Origin of the sequence: Corynebacterium sp. MSK310, assembly GCF_030227355.1 — a bacterium.
In the GTDB taxonomy this organism is placed as follows: domain Bacteria; phylum Actinomycetota; class Actinomycetes; order Mycobacteriales; family Mycobacteriaceae; genus Corynebacterium; species Corynebacterium rhinophilum.
Genome location: NZ_JASPFZ010000006.1, coordinates 38033 through 53781, shown reverse-complemented (window position 1 = coordinate 53781; position 15749 = coordinate 38033). Strand labels below are relative to the sequence as shown.

Annotated in this window: 14 protein-coding genes; 5 read left to right on the top strand and 9 right to left on the bottom strand. The window is 63.8% G+C overall.

Translation table 11 applies throughout. The features are described from left to right. Positions 1 to 55: 55 nt before the first annotated feature. The 4 genes from cysS to QP891_RS06215 are packed head-to-tail and all read right to left on the bottom strand — an operon-like array spanning position 56 to position 3298. Positions 56 to 1504: a cysteine--tRNA ligase gene (cysS, locus tag QP891_RS06230; RefSeq protein WP_284770341.1), complete on the bottom strand. Its 1449-nt coding sequence runs from the start codon at positions 1502 to 1504 to the stop codon at positions 56 to 58. A 31-nt stretch (positions 1505 to 1535) separates the two neighbouring features. Further along, positions 1536 to 2024, bottom strand: a complete 489-nt coding sequence (gene ispF, locus QP891_RS06225; protein WP_126319785.1) for a 2-C-methyl-D-erythritol 2,4-cyclodiphosphate synthase — start codon at positions 2022 to 2024, stop codon at positions 1536 to 1538. Further along, entirely contained in the window at positions 2017 to 2742 is a 726-nt protein-coding gene (ispD, locus tag QP891_RS06220; RefSeq protein WP_284770340.1) for a 2-C-methyl-D-erythritol 4-phosphate cytidylyltransferase, read from the bottom strand. The genes ispF and ispD overlap by 8 nt, the downstream gene beginning before the upstream one ends. Further along, the gene (locus QP891_RS06215) at positions 2714 to 3298 is read right to left on the bottom strand and encodes a CarD family transcriptional regulator (RefSeq protein ID WP_005279544.1); all 585 of its coding nucleotides are present in this window, start codon (positions 3296 to 3298) and stop codon (positions 2714 to 2716) included. The genes ispD and QP891_RS06215 overlap by 29 nt, the downstream gene beginning before the upstream one ends. A gap of 192 nt (positions 3299 to 3490) precedes the next feature. Here QP891_RS06215 and QP891_RS06210 point away from each other — a divergent pair, with 192 nt between their 5' ends. Together QP891_RS06210 and radA are read left to right on the top strand one after the other, a co-directional pair. After that, on the top strand, positions 3491 to 4090 hold the full coding sequence (locus QP891_RS06210) for a hypothetical protein (protein WP_284770339.1): 600 nt from the start codon (positions 3491 to 3493) through the stop codon (positions 4088 to 4090). Positions 4091 to 4174: 84 nt separating this feature from the next. After that, positions 4175 to 5539 (top strand): DNA repair protein RadA, encoded by a 1365-nt coding sequence (gene radA, locus QP891_RS06205; RefSeq protein WP_284770338.1) that lies wholly within the window; start codon positions 4175 to 4177, stop codon positions 5537 to 5539. Between the two features lie 147 nt (positions 5540 to 5686). On the opposite strand, the gene QP891_RS06200 is transcribed toward radA, so the two are convergent. Both QP891_RS06200 and QP891_RS06195 read right to left on the bottom strand, forming a co-directional pair. Beyond that, positions 5687 to 6394, bottom strand: coding sequence for a hypothetical protein (locus tag QP891_RS06200; protein ID WP_284770337.1), 708 nt, complete (start codon positions 6392 to 6394; stop codon positions 5687 to 5689). A gap of 10 nt (positions 6395 to 6404) precedes the next feature. Then, positions 6405 to 7064, bottom strand: coding sequence for a carbonic anhydrase (locus QP891_RS06195; protein ID WP_284770336.1), 660 nt, complete (start codon positions 7062 to 7064; stop codon positions 6405 to 6407). Between the two features lie 35 nt (positions 7065 to 7099). Between QP891_RS06195 and QP891_RS06190 the strand changes: the two genes are divergently transcribed. Continuing rightward, on the top strand, positions 7100 to 7954 hold the full coding sequence (locus tag QP891_RS06190) for an HhH-GPD family protein (RefSeq protein ID WP_284770335.1): 855 nt from the start codon (positions 7100 to 7102) through the stop codon (positions 7952 to 7954). Positions 7955 to 8026: 72 nt separating this feature from the next. Here QP891_RS06190 and QP891_RS06185 read toward each other — a convergent pair whose 3' ends face one another. Both QP891_RS06185 and QP891_RS06180 read right to left on the bottom strand, forming a co-directional pair. Beyond that, entirely contained in the window at positions 8027 to 8197 is a 171-nt protein-coding gene (locus QP891_RS06185; RefSeq protein ID WP_081443674.1) for a DUF4236 domain-containing protein, read from the bottom strand. A 132-nt stretch (positions 8198 to 8329) separates the two neighbouring features. Continuing rightward, complete coding sequence (locus QP891_RS06180; protein WP_284770334.1) at positions 8330 to 11164, bottom strand: ATP-dependent Clp protease ATP-binding subunit; 2835 nt, start codon at positions 11162 to 11164, stop codon at positions 8330 to 8332. Between the two features lie 216 nt (positions 11165 to 11380). Between QP891_RS06180 and QP891_RS06175 the strand changes: the two genes are divergently transcribed. Continuing rightward, positions 11381 to 12706 carry a serine/threonine protein kinase gene (locus QP891_RS06175; RefSeq protein WP_284770333.1) on the top strand — a complete coding sequence of 442 codons (1326 nt, stop codon included), beginning with the start codon at positions 11381 to 11383 and terminating at the stop codon, positions 12704 to 12706. 82 nt (positions 12707 to 12788) lie between these two features. On the opposite strand, the gene QP891_RS06170 is transcribed toward QP891_RS06175, so the two are convergent. After that, a complete protein-coding gene (locus QP891_RS06170; protein WP_284770332.1) occupies positions 12789 to 14210 on the bottom strand; it encodes an MDR family MFS transporter in 1422 nt (473 codons plus the stop codon). A 97-nt stretch (positions 14211 to 14307) separates the two neighbouring features. On the opposite strand from QP891_RS06170, the gene QP891_RS06165 reads away from it, so the two are divergent. Further along, positions 14308 to 15744, top strand: coding sequence for a GuaB1 family IMP dehydrogenase-related protein (locus tag QP891_RS06165; protein WP_284770331.1), 1437 nt, complete (start codon positions 14308 to 14310; stop codon positions 15742 to 15744). The last annotated feature ends 5 nt before the right edge of the window (positions 15745 to 15749 follow it).

Sequence of the window (15749 nt, the reverse complement as noted above, 5' to 3'; positions counted from 1 at the left end):
CAGTCCTTTCGAGGAAACCGTTCAATAACCAGCGGAAATAACAGCGAAACGCTGCTTAACGCTGGGTCAACGACCACGTGGGGCCGTCTGGGGTATCGGTAATGGTAATGCCGGCGGTAGTGAGGCGGTCACGCACGGCATCGGCAGTAGCGAAGTCTTTTTCTGCGCGGGCCTGCGTGCGCCGTTCCAGTTCTGCCTGGACCAGCGCATCCAGCGCCGCGTCTGCCCCGCTAGCTTCGCCTCCATCTTCCCACTCCAGCGGGTCAAATCCAAGTACGTGCGCCATCCCGCGCACCTGGGCGGCCTTCGCGCGGGCGGCGTCCTCGTCCCCGGCGGCCAGGTCCTTATTACCCGCGCGCACGGTGGTGTGGATAGCGGCCAGCGCCTTGGGCACGGCGATATCGTCATTCATGGCGTCCTCGAAGTCCGGCGTCCACTCGCCGCGTTCGACGCCTGCAAAGCGCTTGACGAAGTCCTCAATCCGCCGGTAGCCCGCCGCCGCCTCCGTCAGGGCGGATTCGGAGTATTCCAGCACGGAGCGGTAACGCGCAGAGCCCAGGTAGTAGCGCAGCTCCACTGGGCGCACGAGCTCTAGCATGTTCGAGATGGAAAGCACGTTGCCGAGCGATTTCGACATCTTCTCGCCGGCCATCGTCACCCAGTGGTTATGCATCCAGTAATTGGCGAACTTATCGCCAGCCGCGTGCGATTGCGCGATCTCGTTTTCGTGGTGCGGGAATTGCAGGTCCAAGCCGCCGCAGTGGATATCGAAATTGGAACCCAGGTAGTACGTCGACATGGCAGAACACTCCAAGTGCCAGCCCGGGCGGCCACGCCCCCACGGGGTGGGCCAGCTCGGCTCGCCCGGCTTCGCGGCCTTCCACAGGGCGAAGTCGAGCGGGCTGCGCTTGCCCGCGTTGTCTGACTCGCCTTGTTCCATCTCCTCAACGCGGTTGCCGGACAGCGCGCCGTAGTCGGATCCTTCCGCCTTGGTCCAGGCCTCGACGTCAAAGTACACCGAGCCGGCCGCATCGGCAGGGGTCGATGCGCCATCGGTCTGCGCGGTGGCTTCGGCGTCTTGGGCGGGAACGGGATAGGCAAAGCCGGCATCGATAAGCCGCTGCATGTACTCGACCATCTGGGTGACAAAGCCCGTCGCGCGCGGCTCCACGGACGGCGGGAGCACGCCGAGCAGGTTATAGGCCTTGGTGAACTCGCGCTCGTAGGTAGACACCCACTCCCACCAGGGGCGATTATTCTCGGCGGCCTTGGTAAGGATCTTGTCATCGATATCGGTGACATTGCGCACGAGCGCGACGTCATAGCCTTGCGCGAGCAGCCAGCGGCGCAGGATGTCGAAAGCCACGCCGGAGCGCAGGTGGCCGATGTGCGGCTGCGCCTGCGGGGTGGCACCACACAAGTAGATGGAGGCATGGCCGGGGCGAATCGGCTCGAAGTCGCGTTGGCTGCGGGTGGCTGTGTCAAAAATGCGCAAAGTACTCACGCCACCCAGTCTAAATCACCCGTGCGCGGGGTTAGTGTTGGCGCCGCCAGACAACGGCCGTTGCTACCGCCGCGCGGCCCTCTTTGCGGCCGGTAAAGCCCAAATGGTCGGTCGTGGTGGCGGAAATAGAAACATCCGCGCCGAGGATTTCCGAAAGCACGGCCTCGGCCTCCTCGCGACGCGGGCCCATCTTCGGCGTCTGGCCAATGAGCTGGGCTGCGGCATTGCCGATGATAAAACCTTCCGATTCCAGCAGCTCGCGGCACTCGCGCAGGAGCTGGGCGCCGGAGACACCATCGTATTCGGGCCGGCCCACCCCCACGAAGGAGCCGAGATCGCCGAGGTGGGAGGCGGAGAGGAGGGCATCGACAAGCGCATGGGCTACGACGTCGCCGTCGGAGTGGCCCTCGCAGCCGGGGGCGTCATCGAAAAGCAGCCCGGCAATCCAGCAGGGCTTACCGGCTTCAATCTGGTGGGCGTCGGTCGCGATGCCGACGCGGGGGATGATGGGCTCAGTCATGCTGCTCCTCTGCAAGGGCGCGGGCCAGGGTCAGGTCCGTGGGGGTGGTGATTTTGAAGGCGAGGATATCGCCCGGCACGGTCTCCACGCGCTGGCCGTGCCATTCCATCAGGCTGGCATCGTCCGTGGCGGTGAAATCCGGCTGCTTGCGCCAATAATCCAGGTTGGCCTGGCGCAGCGCGGCGAGGCGGAACCCCTGCGGGGTCTGCACGGCGCGCAAGCGGGCGCGATCGGGGGTGCCAATGACGGTGTCACCGGCGACTTCCTTGATGGTATCGGTCACGGGAACCACCGGGATAACGGCGGGCGCACCGGCCAAGACGCGCCGCGCCACGCGCTCGACCATCGCGGTGGGGGTGAGCGCGCGGGCGGCATCGTGGATGAGCACCACGGCGTCCTCGTCCGGAATGGCCTGCAGCCCGGCCCAGATGGAATCGGCGCGCTCGCCACGCCCATGCACGAGGCGCACCGGGATATCTGCGCGCACGCGCTTGACGATGCCCCCAGCTTCCCCCTCCATAGCCGGGCTCACCACCGCAATGACCTCGTCCACGAGGCCGGAGTTGGCCATGGTGCGTATGGATCGCTCCAGCAGGGTGCGCCCGTGCAGTTCGACGTAGGCCTTGGGCACCTGCGCGCCGAGGCGGGTGCCTTGCCCGGCCGCGGCGATTAAGGCGATAACGCGGGGTTTAGTCTTCGTCGTCGAAGGAGAGGTCATCGAGATCGATGTCGTTGTCGATATCGGTGGTAATGGACTGATCATCGACCAAGCCGGCGGCGCGGTGGCGCTCGATGGTGGCGTCGATTTCTTCCATCATGGTATCGGCCTTTTTGTCATCGACCGGCTGCGCCAGCGCCAGCTCGCCCACCAGGATGGTGCGGGCCTTGCCCAGCATGCGCTTCTCGCCGGCGGACAGGCCGCGGTCCTGGTCGCGGCGCCAGAGATCACGCACCACTTCTGCCACCTTATTGATATCGCCGGATGCAAGGCGCTCCTGGTTGGCCTTGTAGCGACGGGACCAGTTACCGGCTTCTTCCACGTCTTCATCGCGCAGCACGGAGAAGACCTTTTCCAGGCCCTCCTTGCCCACGACATCGCGCACGCCGACGTTATCCGCATTCTTCTTAGGCACGCGGACGACGAGATCGGATTGGTTGATGTGCAGCACGAGGTATTCCAGCTCTTCGCCGCCCATTTCGCGGGTTTCGATATCCTCGATGACCGCCGCGCCGTGGTGCGGGTAGACGACGACCTCGCCGACCTTATATTCCATTGCCACTCCTTATAATCCCGTGAATATGCCGATAACTAAGGCCGCCATTTTATCACGCGCGCCATGCCCGCCACCGGATACCCCCGATTACCCCCACAGACTACCCGCTAGGTTAGCGAGAAACTGTGTACTTTATATCGAAAGGGACTAGGCTAAAGATTTGATAAGCCCTGAGATCGCAATTGATGGAGGATGCTCAACGTGCAGTCCCTGAAGTCCGCCGCCCGTCGCGGTGCCATTATTTCCGTTACCGCCGTCTCCGCTTTGGCGCTGGCTTCTTGCTCGGCAGGCCACGTCGCCCAGACGGCAGAGAAGGTAGCTGCGGTTGATGGCGCTTCTGCCAGCACCGATGACGAAAAGATTGCCGTCCGTGATGTCACCATCCTGACAGAGCCAGACGGTGGCGCCGCGTTGAAATTCAACGCCGTCAACCAGGGCTATGAAACCGATGTCATCACCTTGAAGTCCGTGAAGGTCGACGGTCAAACCGTCGAGATGAAGCAGACCCAGCCGCTCAAGCGCGATCACTCCATCGTGGCGGACTCCCAGGAGAACCTGGACGCCACTCCGGATCACGATTCCGAAACCGTGCAGTACGTAGCCACCCACCTGGATAACGATGACTTTGGCTACGCCGGCCACCGCCCGGTTACCTTCGAGTTTTCCAACGGCTCCATCGAGGTCGACGCCACCGTCGCCGCCTCCCAGATGGAGGCCGGTAAGTACGACCGCGACGTGGAATCCCCAGAGGGCTACACCACCGACGCGAACACCGGTAACTCCCACCACTAATAGCCCACCGCACGCGCGCCCTACTCTTTCCGCGGAGTACGGGCGCGTTCGTCGTTTTGGCCGCCACGTTCTAGGCTCTACATCATGGCCAAAAAATCTCGCCCCATCCACACCTGCTCCGAATGCGGTTATGTCTCCCCCAAGTGGCTCGGGCGCTGCCCGGATTGCGGTTCGTGGGGGACGATGGAGGAAAAGGCACCGGTGGTGGCGGGGGCATCGGCAAGCGGTGGGCATAAGGGCGTGGCGCCGACGAGCCCGGTGCAGCCCATCACACAGGTGGGCACGCAGGCGACGAAGACGGTGCGCACGGGCATCGGCGAGCTTGACCGCGTGCTGGGTTCCGGCATCGTGCCGGGATCGGTGGTGCTCATGGCCGGCGAGCCCGGCGTGGGCAAATCCACGCTGCTTCTCGAGGTCGCCTCCCGCTGGGCCCAGCTCGGCCGCACCGTCCTCTACGCCACCGCCGAGGAATCCGCCGGCCAGGTCCGCGCCCGCGCCGAGCGCACCGGGGCGCTGCAAGAATCGCTGTACCTCGCGGCCGAATCCAACCTGGACGCCGTCTTTGGGCATGTCGATGCCGTCAAACCCGGCCTCATCATCGTGGACTCCGTGCAAACCATGCATGCAGTGGGGGTAGAAGGCGTGCCCGGCGGCGTCGCGCAATCGCGCGCCGTGACCGCGGCGCTGACCTCCCTGGCGAAATCCACCGGCATCCCCGTGCTGCTGGTGGGGCACGTGACCAAGGACGGAAACGTGGCGGGACCGCGGGTTTTGGAGCATCTTGTCGATGTCGTCTTAAACTTCGAGGGCGACCGCCAGTCCAGCCTACGCATGCTGCGCGGGATGAAAAACCGCTTCGGCGCGACCGATGAGGTAGGTTGTTTCGAGCAAACCGCCGGGGGTATTCGGGAGGTCGCGGACCCGTCGGGGCTCTTCCTCTCCCACCGGGGCACGACGCCGGATGGCTCCGCGGTAACCGTTGCCATGGACGGCGTGCGGCCCATCCTCGCCGAGGTCCAGGCGCTGACTGTGGACCCCGTGGCGAAGAACCCGCGGCGCGTGGTCACGGGACTCGATGCCAACCGCGTGCCCATGGTGCTCGCCGTATTGCAGGCGCGCGCCGGCCAGCGCACGAACGATAAGGATGCTTATGTGGCCACGGTGGGCGGCATGCGGATTACCGAAACCGCAACCGACCTCGCGGTGGCGCTGGCTACCTGGTCCTCGCTGCACGAGCAGCCGCTGCCGGCGAAGACGGTGGTCATCGGCGAGGTGGGCTTGGCCGGCGAGCTGCGGCCGGTGCCCAATGTTGAGCGGCGCCTGCAGGAGGCGGCGCGGCTGGGATACAAGCGGGCGATTGTCCCGCGTGGGGAAATTAACCCCGTGGACGGCATGCAGGTGCGCCAAGTCGCAACGCTTGGCGAGGCCCTCGCCGCGGTCCAGCCGTAGTTCAATCGTAACCGGTGGCGGGTTCTTGCCGAGCTGTTGCCGAGGGGAGGGCGCTCCGGCGGCGCGGACTCCCACGCGGGATGCTTCCGCCCGAGCAGATAACGCGCGGGTTGGTTCCGCGCGGCCGACTGTAAGGAGGCCGCGCGCTTAGCGGAGGGTGAAGTCCTGCGGCGGGGAGGAATTATCGCCGATGACAGTGTGGGCGAAGTAGGCACCCGGCTCGGCGGTCGGGCGGTCGGTGCACTTGCCCGGTTCGGATGCCTGGCGGGACCATTCAGCCTCGAATTTCAGGTCCTTGCCCGCGGGGAAGGTCTGCTCACCGGTCTGCACGGAGGCGTAGCAATCGGTATCAGACCATACGCGCTGGTTATCGGTCATCTTGTAGACCTCGAAGCGCAGCGAGTTCTCATCTAGGTCGATTTTGCAATCCGCGGCGGTGGGGTTGGTGACGGTCATGAAGAACTTCGGCAGCTCGCCGTCCGGCACGGAGTAGTTGAGCATGGAGGTGCGCACCTCCAAGTCCTCAAGCGAGCAGGTGTCCTTCGCAGCGTGCACGGATTCCTCGGGCTCCTTGCTTTCCGATGCCCCCTCTTCCCCATCCTTGGCTTCCGACTCGGAGGCAGATTCGGATTCGCTCGTCGAATCCGTGGACGTGGTTGCGGATTCGCTGGTGGTTTCGGCGGACGTGGTTGCCGCCGAAGACTCTGAGGACGCGGCAACGGAATCGTCGCTATCGCCGCCAAAGGCGGCCACCGCCGCCCAGATCAGCACCACGGCCAGGACGATCACGATGATAAGCGCGGCAACCCGGCGGCGCTTATAGATCTCTTCTGGAAGGGGCTTATTCTGGTTCACGCACTCAATTTTAAGTGGTAGACGCGCCTGGATCCGCTAAGCCGGCACCGCGTGTCAACTCAACGCCGTAGGAGTGCAATGGCTCCACGCGCGATTCTTCGAGGAGGTAGCGGGCACCGACGATGCCGAAGGAGCCATCGTCAAGCTGCTTGCGCACATTAGGGATGCTGGCCACGACCTGGGTGACGGTTTGGAGGGTGTGTTGACGCTCGACATCGGCAAGCGTGGCGTCAGGGCCCGCAGTCCAAGCGGACGTCGCGACCTTCTCGATGATGGGCCGCTGCAGGCCGATGGGCAGCTCGCCGCCGCGGACAAAATCCACCGCGGCCGCCACCGCACCGCAGGACTGGTGACCCAAGACCACCAACAGGTTGGGGTGCAGGTGGTCGAGCGCATAATCCAAGGAAGCCAGCACGGAGGCGTCCAGGATGTGGCCGGCGGTGCGGATGACGAAGGCATCGCCGAAACCGATATTGAAGATGTGCTCGATGGGCGCGCGGGAATCGGAGCAGGCCAGGACCACCACGCGGGGATCCTGGCCCTTGGTGAGCCCGTCGCGCTCATAAATCTTGTTGAGATCCATGATGGTGCCGTCGATGACGCGCTGGTTTCCGGCCTGAAGGGCCTCCCAGACGGCTTGCGGATTATGGGCAACGTTACTTAATGGCATGAACTACATTTTAATGCCCTAGACTGTCCTGCGAGATGGATACGCACGCACTTCTTTCCTGGTTTGACGCCAATGAACGCGATTTGCCCTGGCGGCGCCCCGGTACCTCCGCCTGGGGAGTGCTCCTTTCCGAGGTCATGAGCCAGCAGACCCCCGTCGCCCGCGTCGCCCCCGTGTGGGAGGAATGGATGCGGCGCTGGCCCACCCCCACGGACTTCGCCCAAGCCTCCCGCGCCGAGGTTCTGCGCGCCTGGGGCAAGCTCGGCTACCCGCGGCGCGCGCTGCGGCTCTGGGAGTGCGCGGGGGTAATGGACGAGGTTCCATCAGACGTGGATGAGCTGCTCGCACTGCCTGGAATCGGCGACTACACTGCCCGCGCCGTGGCGTGCTTTCACTTTGGCCAGAACGTGCCGGTGGTCGATACCAACGTGCGCCGCGTCTATGCCCGCGCCGAGGACGGGAATTTCCTCGCCCCGTCGCCCTCCAAGCGCGAGCTCGCCGCTGTGGCCGCCCTCTTGCCCGAGCGCAACGGGCCGCGGTTTTCTGCCGCACTCATGGAGCTCGGCGCGCTGGTGTGTACGGCGAAAAATCCCGATTGTAAGCGCTGTCCCCTGCGCGCGACGTGTGCCTGGCAGCTCGCCGGGTGCCCCGAGCCTTCCGCCGCGGAACAATCCCGCGCAAAAAAGCGCGTGCAAAAATTTGCCGGGACCGACAGGCAGGTGCGCGGCAAGATTCTAGACGTGCTGCGCGCCGCCGATCACCCGGTGCCGCAGTCTGCTATCGACGTGGTTTGGCCCGATGCCGCGCAACGTTCCCGCGCGCTGGCTTCGCTGCTTGACGATGGCCTCGCCGAGCAAAACTCCGCCGGCCTCTTCCACCTGCCGGTTTAACCACCTGACGGTCTAACCACCTGCCGGTTTAACCTCCCGCCGGGCCTATCAGCGTTGAAGCACAGAGAATCGTTAACGCCAACGGCCGCGGAAGTTGAGCCCGCCAGGGAGGTTGACCCACATGCCGCCGCGAGAATTAAAGGTCACCGGGCCAATCTTCGTGGACATGGAAGCACCGGATCCGGAGATGTTAATCCAGCTATTCTTGCCGGTCTTTTTGCGCGAACGATATTGAAGTCCCATAACCGGCCATTTTAGCAATACCCCCGTGCATCACGCTGGGCACATACGAAAAACCACCCAGGGTTCGCGGTGGAACCGTGGGTGGTTATGCAGGCCCGAGCGGGCCGGGGCGGGGCGGGCCGAGCCGATTAGTTACATCGGCTGGCCAGCACCTGCTGGTGGCGGGTTCTTGCCATCGTCGTCGGAGTTACCAGGGCCCGGCTTTTCCGAAGGCACATCCGGGGAAATGACATCCGGCTCGCCGTTGGTGTCGATGCCGTCATTGTCGGAACCGGAACCGCCGTCCTTTGGACCGTTGCCGTCGCCGTTGTCGCCGTCGGAATCGGAATCGGAGTTATCCGAATCGGAACCGTCGGAGGGGTCGTTGTCGCGGACGGAGGCATCGGCAAGCGAAGGCTCATCGATGTCATCCGGCAGCGGCTTCGGGCGCGGGGTGAAGGTGAAGGTAGCGCCGGAGTCGTCCTTGGACTCGCCGTCCCAGCCTTCGACGTCGACCGAGATGATTTCGCCGGCGCCAATCTCGCCGAAGAGGATCTTCTCCGAGAGCTGGTCCTCGATATCGCGCTGAATGGTGCGGCGCAGCGGACGAGCACCAAGAACCGGGTCGAAGCCGCGCTGGGCCAGGAGGTTCTGGGCCTTATCGGTGAGCTCGATGCCCATATCGCGCTCCTCCAGCTGGGTACCCACGCGGTCAATGAGCAGGTTAACCATCTGCACGATCTGCTCGCGGGTGAGCTGGTGGAAGACCACGACGTCATCGATACGGTTCAGGAACTCGGGGCGGAAGTGCTTCTTCAGCTCGTCGTTGACCTTTGCCTTCATCCGCTCGTACTGGGCGTCCGAATCGTTCTCGCTGGCGCCGGTAAAGCCCAAGCCCACCGGCTTCGAGATGTCCTGGGTACCCAGGTTCGAGGTGAAGATGAGGACGGTGTTCTTGAAGTCGACGACGCGACCCTGGCCATCGGTAAGCCGGCCATCTTCCAGCACCTGCAGCAAGGTGTTGTAGATCTCCTTGTGGGCCTTTTCGATCTCATCAAAAAGCACCACGGAGAATGGCTTGCGGCGAACCTTCTCGGTCAGCTGGCCGCCCTCTTCGTAGCCAACGTATCCCGGAGGAGCACCGAAGAGGCGGGAGGCGGTGAAGCGGTCGTGGAACTCGCCCATATCGATCTGGATGAGGTCATCATCCGAACCGAAGAGGAAGTTAGCCAGCGACTTCGACAGCTCAGTCTTACCCACACCGGACGGGCCGGCGAAGATGAAAGAACCGGAAGGACGGCGTGGATCCTTAAGGCCTGCACGGGTGCGGCGGATGGCGCGGGAGACGGACTTGACCGCCTCGTCCTGGCCAATGATGCGCTTGTGCAGCTCTTCTTCCATGTTGAGCAGGCGGGAAGATTCCTTCTCCGTCAGCTTCAGCACGGGGATGCCGGTCCAGTGCGCCAGAACCTCAGCAATTTGGTCCTCGCCCACCTCGGCGATTTCCTCCAGGTCACCGGAGCGCCACTGCTTTTCCTTCTCGGAGCGCTCCTCGCCCAGCTTGCGCTCGTCATCGCGCAGGCCGGCGGCCTTTTCGAAGTCCTGGGCATCGATAGCCGCTTCCTTTTCCCGGCGAACCTCTGCGATGCGGTCATCGACCTCGCGCAGGCCCTTCGGGGCGGTCATGCGCTTGATGCGCATGCGGGCACCGGCCTCATCGAGGAGGTCGACGGCCTTATCCGGCAAGAAGCGGTCATTGATGTAGCGGTCCGCCAGCTGCGCGGCAGCGTGCAGTGCCTCATCGGTGTAGGACACGCGGTGGTGCGCCTCGTACTTATCGCGCAGGCCCTTCAGGATGAGGAAAGTATCATCCAGCGAAGGTTCATCGACCTGCACCGGCTGGAAACGACGCTCCAGCGCGGCATCCTTTTCGATGTGCTTGCGGTACTCATCCAGGGTGGTAGCACCGATGGTCTGTAGCTCACCGCGGGCAAGCTTGGGCTTGAGCAGCGAAGCAGCGTCGATGGCACCTTCGGCGGCACCGGCACCGACGAGGGTGTGAATCTCGTCGATGAATAAGATGATGTCACCGCGCTGGTTAATTTCCTTAAGAACCTTCTTCAGGCGTTCCTCAAAGTCACCGCGGTAGCGGGAACCGGCGACCAAAGAACCCAGGTCAAGCGAGTACAGCTGCTTGTCCTTAAGGGTTTCTGGGACCTTGCCGTTGACGATGTCCAGCGCCAAGCCCTCAACCACAGCGGTCTTACCAACGCCGGGCTCACCGATGAGCACCGGGTTGTTCTTGGTGCGGCGGGAGAGTACCTGCATGATGCGCTCAACCTCAGACTCGCGACCAACGACGGGGTCTAGCTTGCCGTCCTTGGCTGCCTGGGTGAGGTTGCGGCCGAACTGGTCCAGCACGAGCGAGTTGGAGCGCTCGCCCGAGCCGCCGGAACCACCGCGTCCGCCGGCACCGGCGCCGGAACCTGCGCCCGCGCCGATGGGGCCTGGGGCTTGGTTCGAGTCGCCGCCGCCTTCTTGCTGGCCGCCCTCGTAGCCGGACAGCAGCTGGATAACCTGCTGACGCACGCGCGGCAGATCAGCGCCGAGCTTCGTCAGCACCTGTGCGGCAACGCCGTCGCCCTCACGGATAAGTCCGAGCAGGAGGAACTCCGTGCCGATGTACTTGTGACCCATCTGCAGGCCCTCGCGCAAGGACAGCTCAAGGACCTTCTTAGCGCGCGGGGTAAAAGGAATGTGGCCGGTGTGCGGCTGGCTGCCCTGGCCGATGATCTCCTCTACCTCACGGCGCACGTCCTCCAAGGAAATGCCCATGGACTCTAGAGCCTTGGCAGCTACACCTTCTCCCTCGTGGATAAGGCCGAGCAGGATGTGCTCGGTTCCGATGTAGTTGTGGTTAAGCATGCGTGCTTCTTCTTGCGCCAAAACGATGACGCGACGAGCACGGTCTGTAAACCTCTCGAACATGACTCCCCTAAACTTTCGCTTCTAATGTGGTACCCACTGTAACGCCGCACGCCCCAAAGGATTTCCTCTTTTTGGCCCCCATCGCCCTATAAACGGCCCAAACCGCCCATACTCGCAGCTCACATGGGTGTACGCCGGTAGCGAACAGGGCCTTTTTGCCCTAGAATCTTCTTCATTCTCCCTGTCGTCTCGTAGATACAAAGGAATAAAATAGCCGTGCCGCACCTTCCCGAATTCTTTGCTTCCCAGCACAACCTGCACGAAAAGGCAGTGCTGGATGAGGGGCCCAACTCCACCCTTTTTGTCGTGGAGGATGGCTCCACGCACGAGGAATTTACGGTGGAGATCTTTGCGGCGGAGGCAAGGGGCATCGTCAAGGCCTCTACCGCCCTGCACGGCCTGCACCACCCCGCGCTCGCCGCCCTGGTGGGCTCTGGCACGACGGCGGATGGCCAGGAATTCTTAGTCCGCAAGGCCTGCCCGGGTACCGCTTTGCCCACGCTTGCCGATGCCCCCACCAAACCCCACGCCCAAGAAATCCTCACCCCCGTGGCAGGCGCGGTGGATTTCCTGATTAGCCGCAACCGCGCGGATTTCGCCGTCCATGGACTCAAGGCCGAGCGCGTTTTCGTGGATGAGGATAAAGAGGTCGCCGTCCTCGCCGCCGCTGGCCCAGGCGGTGCCAGCTCCGCGGAGACAACGGCGGAGAAGTCTGCACAGGAAACCGCCGAGAAAGATTCGGAAAAGGCGAAGAGCGCGACGGGTGCCGATGCGGTCCGCGCCTTCCAAAAACTCGTTACCGCCACGTGTCCTTCTTTTAGGCCGGACAAGGATTTCTCGAGCGCTAAAGAGGTCGTTAAGGCGCTGCGCCCCGAGCGGGATCTCGATACCTCACAATTCCCGCCGGTGCAGGTCGCAGAGCCCGAGTCCCAGCCGCAACAACAGTTCCCGCCACAACCGCAGCAACAGTTCCCACCGCAGAACCAGGCCGGGCCGCAGTATCAACAGCAATACCAGCAGCAGTACCAGCAACAGCCGGTACCGCCGATGAATGCGGCCCCGCCAAAGAAGAAGGGCAAGGGCGGGCTCATCGCGCTCATTTCTGTTTTGGCCGTCATCGCGGTGGCCGCCGCGGGCGCGTTGTGGTTCTTCCTGTCCTACCCCAGCTGGGATGACAAGGAAAAGAACCTAGCGGATGCTTATCCGAGCCTGATCGGCTCGCGCAGCGGCCAAGACGGCGCGCTCGGTGCAGAGTGTTCCTCCCGTCCTCCAGAAGATGGACAAGAAGCGAAGATCACCTGCTCGGGCGATGGTTTCAACTACACCGCCGCCTACTACCCCAGTGTGGAAGAACGCGATGCCGTCCTCCCAAACACTGACCCAGTAGAGCTGTCTAACGATAGGTGCACCATCCAAAGCTACGAGGCCTCAACGGATCCGCAGACCTACGTTATGGCCGTGGAAGGCACCCAGTCCATCTTCATGGTGTGGGGCGACGATGCCGAATCCGCGCGGCTAAAGCTACCTTTGTGCGCGCAGTAGGCGCCGGAGGAGAGCTGGCGAGGCTGACCGGTCCGCGCTCTCCCGGCAGGGGTTACTCCGCGCGGCGCTAGTCCGCGCGGCGTTAGTCGGCGGCGGGCACGCGCTTGAGCAGCGGCGCTAGCACGAGCACGAAAAGCGAGAGCACGCCGGCGAAAAGGAAGGCCCAGTGCGCGCCTTGGGCGGTGGCGGCGGCCTCGCTCATGCCCTCGGCTTGGCCGGATTTGGTGCCGCTAGTCAAAAAGGCCACGAGGAAGGCGGTGCCCGCCGCGCCGGCGAGCTGCTGCAGCGTATTCAAAATGGCGGAGCCGTGGGAGTAGAGGTCATCGGGAAGCGAGGACAGCGAGACCGTCATCAGCGGGGCCATCATGAGCGCGATGCCCACGGCGAACAGGATATGCATGCCAATAACCATCCACACCTCACTGTTTTCTGTCAGCAGGGTCATCAGCCAAATGCCGGTAGAAAACATGATGGCGCCGGGAATCAACAGGGGCCGGGGGCCAAGGGCGTCATAAATCCGCCCCACAATCGGGGATATCCCGCCCTGCAAGAGGCCGCCCGGCATGACCACGAGGCCGGTGACCAGCGAGGATACCGCCAGCGAGCTCTGCAGATAAATGGGCAGGATATTCACCGTGCCCAGCAGCAGGGCGAACATGAGCAGCATGGCGATAACCGCGAGGGTGAAATTGCGGACCTTGAACGGGCGCAGGTCCAATAGCGCGCGGTTTACCTTGGCCAGCCGGTGTTGGCGCACGGTAAAGGTAATGAGGGCGAGGATGCCGAGGAGGAGTAGGAGGGCATCGGCAAGCGAGCCGCCCTCCACCATCTTCTCGATGGACGATAGGCCATAAATGAGCCCGCCGAAGGCCAGGGCGGATAAGAATACCGACGGAATATCGAGCCGGGTATCCCTGCGCTCACCCACGTTGACCAGTCGGAAGTAGCCAGCGACGCTAATGGCGGCGATGAGCGGGACCATGGCCCAGAAGATGACGTGCCAGGTCGCCATGCTCAAAATGAACCCGCCGACGGTGGGGCCCAGGGCCGGCGCGACGGAGATAACCACGGTGATAATGCCCATGATGGTGCCGCGGCGCTGCGGAGGAACGAGCGTCATGGCCACGGTCATAAGGGTGGGAATCATCAGCGCGGTACCGGCAGCCTGCAGCACGCGGCCGGCCAGCAGTAACCCAAAGGCCGGGGCGAGCGCCGCTAGCACCGTGCCCGTCAGGAAGATGCCGGTGGAGGCGCCAAAAATCTGCCGGGTGGTGAATTTATCCATCAGGAACCCAGTGGTGGGAATGACCACGCCCATGGTGAGCAAGAAGCCGGTCAGCAGCCACTGCGCGGAGGTCGCCGGGATGGAGAAATCCGCCATGATGGTGGGCAGCGCCACCGAAAGCGCGGTTTCATTCAGGATCATCACCATCGCGGAGAGTACCAAGATGGTGAGGTTGGCTATGACCTCTGCGGAGATTTTCGGAGCGGGATTCTGAGACACCAAATCAGGATACTGAGTTGGCTTAACCGGCAAAACTTGGGGCGTATGATTTAGATGTCTTCTACCGCACCCTCGATTCACGTTAGGCAATCCCACAGTGCATTTCCTCAATGATTCCCGCCCGCCCTACGAGCTGACCTACTCGGATGTATTTATGGTGCCGAATCACTCGGATGTTGGCTCGCGACAGGCGGTCGACCTCACCGCAGCCGATGGCACGGGCAATACCATCCCGCTCATCGTGGCGAATATGACCGCAGTGGCCGGCCGCCGCATGGCAGAGACCATCGCCCGGCGCGGCGGCATGGCCATCCTGCCGCAGGATCTCAGCCTGGAGGCCGCGGCGGAGACGATGGCCTCGGTAAAGGCCGCTGACCTGGTCTATGACACCCCAATCACCATCAAGCCGCACCACACGGTGGGCTATGCCAGCAACCTTTTGCACAAGCGCGCCCACGGCGCGGCCATCGTGGTCGACGGCGCGCTGCCGGTGGGCATCATTACGCCAAAGGATCTGCGCGGGCAGGATAATTTCACCGCCGTGGGCGAGCTCATGACCACGGATTTGGTGACCCTGCCGGTGGGCATCGACCCGCAGGAGGCCTTTACCCGCCTGCGCGCAACCTCGCGCAAGCTCGCCCCAGTGGTCAATCCGGATGGCACGCTGGCGGGCATTTTGACGCGCAAGGGTGCGCTGCGGGCGACGATGTATAAGCCGGGCATCGACAAGCAGGGGCGCCTGCGCATCGGTGCCGCGGTGGGCATCAATGGTGACGTTGAGGGCAGGGCGCGGGCGCTTGCCGATGCCGGCGCTGACGTCCTCGTCATCGATACCGCCCACGGGCATCAAGACAGCATGCTGGCGGCGCTGCGCAAGGTCCGGGACCTGGATTTGGGTTTGCCGATTGCCGCCGGAAACGTGGTCACGGCCGCCGGCGTGCGCGAGTTGGCCGCGGCGGGCGCGGATATTATCAAGGTCGGCGTGGGCCCCGGCGCGATGTGCACCACCCGCATGCAAACCGGCGTGGGGCGCCCGCAATTTTCCGCCGTGCTGGAGTGTGCCGCCGCAGCCCGCGAGGTTGGCGCGCACGTATGGGCCGATGGTGGCGTGCGCGATCCCCGCGACGTGGCCCTGGCGCTGGCCGCGGGCGCGTCCAATGTGATGATTGGCTCCTGGTTCGCCGGCACCTTCGAATCCCCCGGTGACCTGCACAAGGATGCCGATGGCTCGTTCTACAAGGAATCGTTCGGCATGGCCTCGCGCCGGGCTGTGCGCGGCCGCAATTCCGCCACCGAGGCCTTTGAGCGCGCCCGCCGCGAGATGTTTGAGGAGGGCATTTCCACCTCCCGCATCTACCTCGATCCGGAACACGGCGGCGTGGAGTACTTGGTGGACCGCATCATCTCCGGCGTGCGCTCGTCCTGCACCTACGCCGGGGCCGATTCGCTGGCTAGCTTCCACGAGCGCGCCACCGTGGGCGTGCAATCGGCCGCCGGCTTTGCCGAGGGCCAGCCGCGGGCCACCAACCGCTAGGGCCC

Excerpts from the sequence above, each read along its gene's own strand:
- ispD (WP_284770340.1), bottom strand. The coding sequence starts at position 2,742 with ATGACCTCTCCTTCGACGACGAAGACTAAACCCCGCGTTATCGCCTTA.
- QP891_RS06210 (WP_284770339.1), top strand. The coding sequence starts at position 3,491 with ATGCTCAACGTGCAGTCCCTGAAGTCCGCCGCCCGTCGCGGTGCCATT.
- radA (WP_284770338.1), top strand. The coding sequence starts at position 4,175 with ATGGCCAAAAAATCTCGCCCCATCCACACCTGCTCCGAATGCGGTTAT.
- QP891_RS06215 (WP_005279544.1), bottom strand. The coding sequence starts at position 3,298 with ATGGAATATAAGGTCGGCGAGGTCGTCGTCTACCCGCACCACGGCGCG.
- QP891_RS06185 (WP_081443674.1), bottom strand. The coding sequence starts at position 8,197 with ATGGGACTTCAATATCGTTCGCGCAAAAAGACCGGCAAGAATAGCTGG.
- QP891_RS06190 (WP_284770335.1), top strand. The coding sequence starts at position 7,100 with ATGGATACGCACGCACTTCTTTCCTGGTTTGACGCCAATGAACGCGAT.
- QP891_RS06195 (WP_284770336.1), bottom strand. The coding sequence starts at position 7,064 with ATGCCATTAAGTAACGTTGCCCATAATCCGCAAGCCGTCTGGGAGGCC.
- ispF (WP_126319785.1), bottom strand. The coding sequence starts at position 2,024 with ATGACTGAGCCCATCATCCCCCGCGTCGGCATCGCGACCGACGCCCAC.
- QP891_RS06180 (WP_284770334.1), bottom strand. The coding sequence starts at position 11,164 with ATGTTCGAGAGGTTTACAGACCGTGCTCGTCGCGTCATCGTTTTGGCG.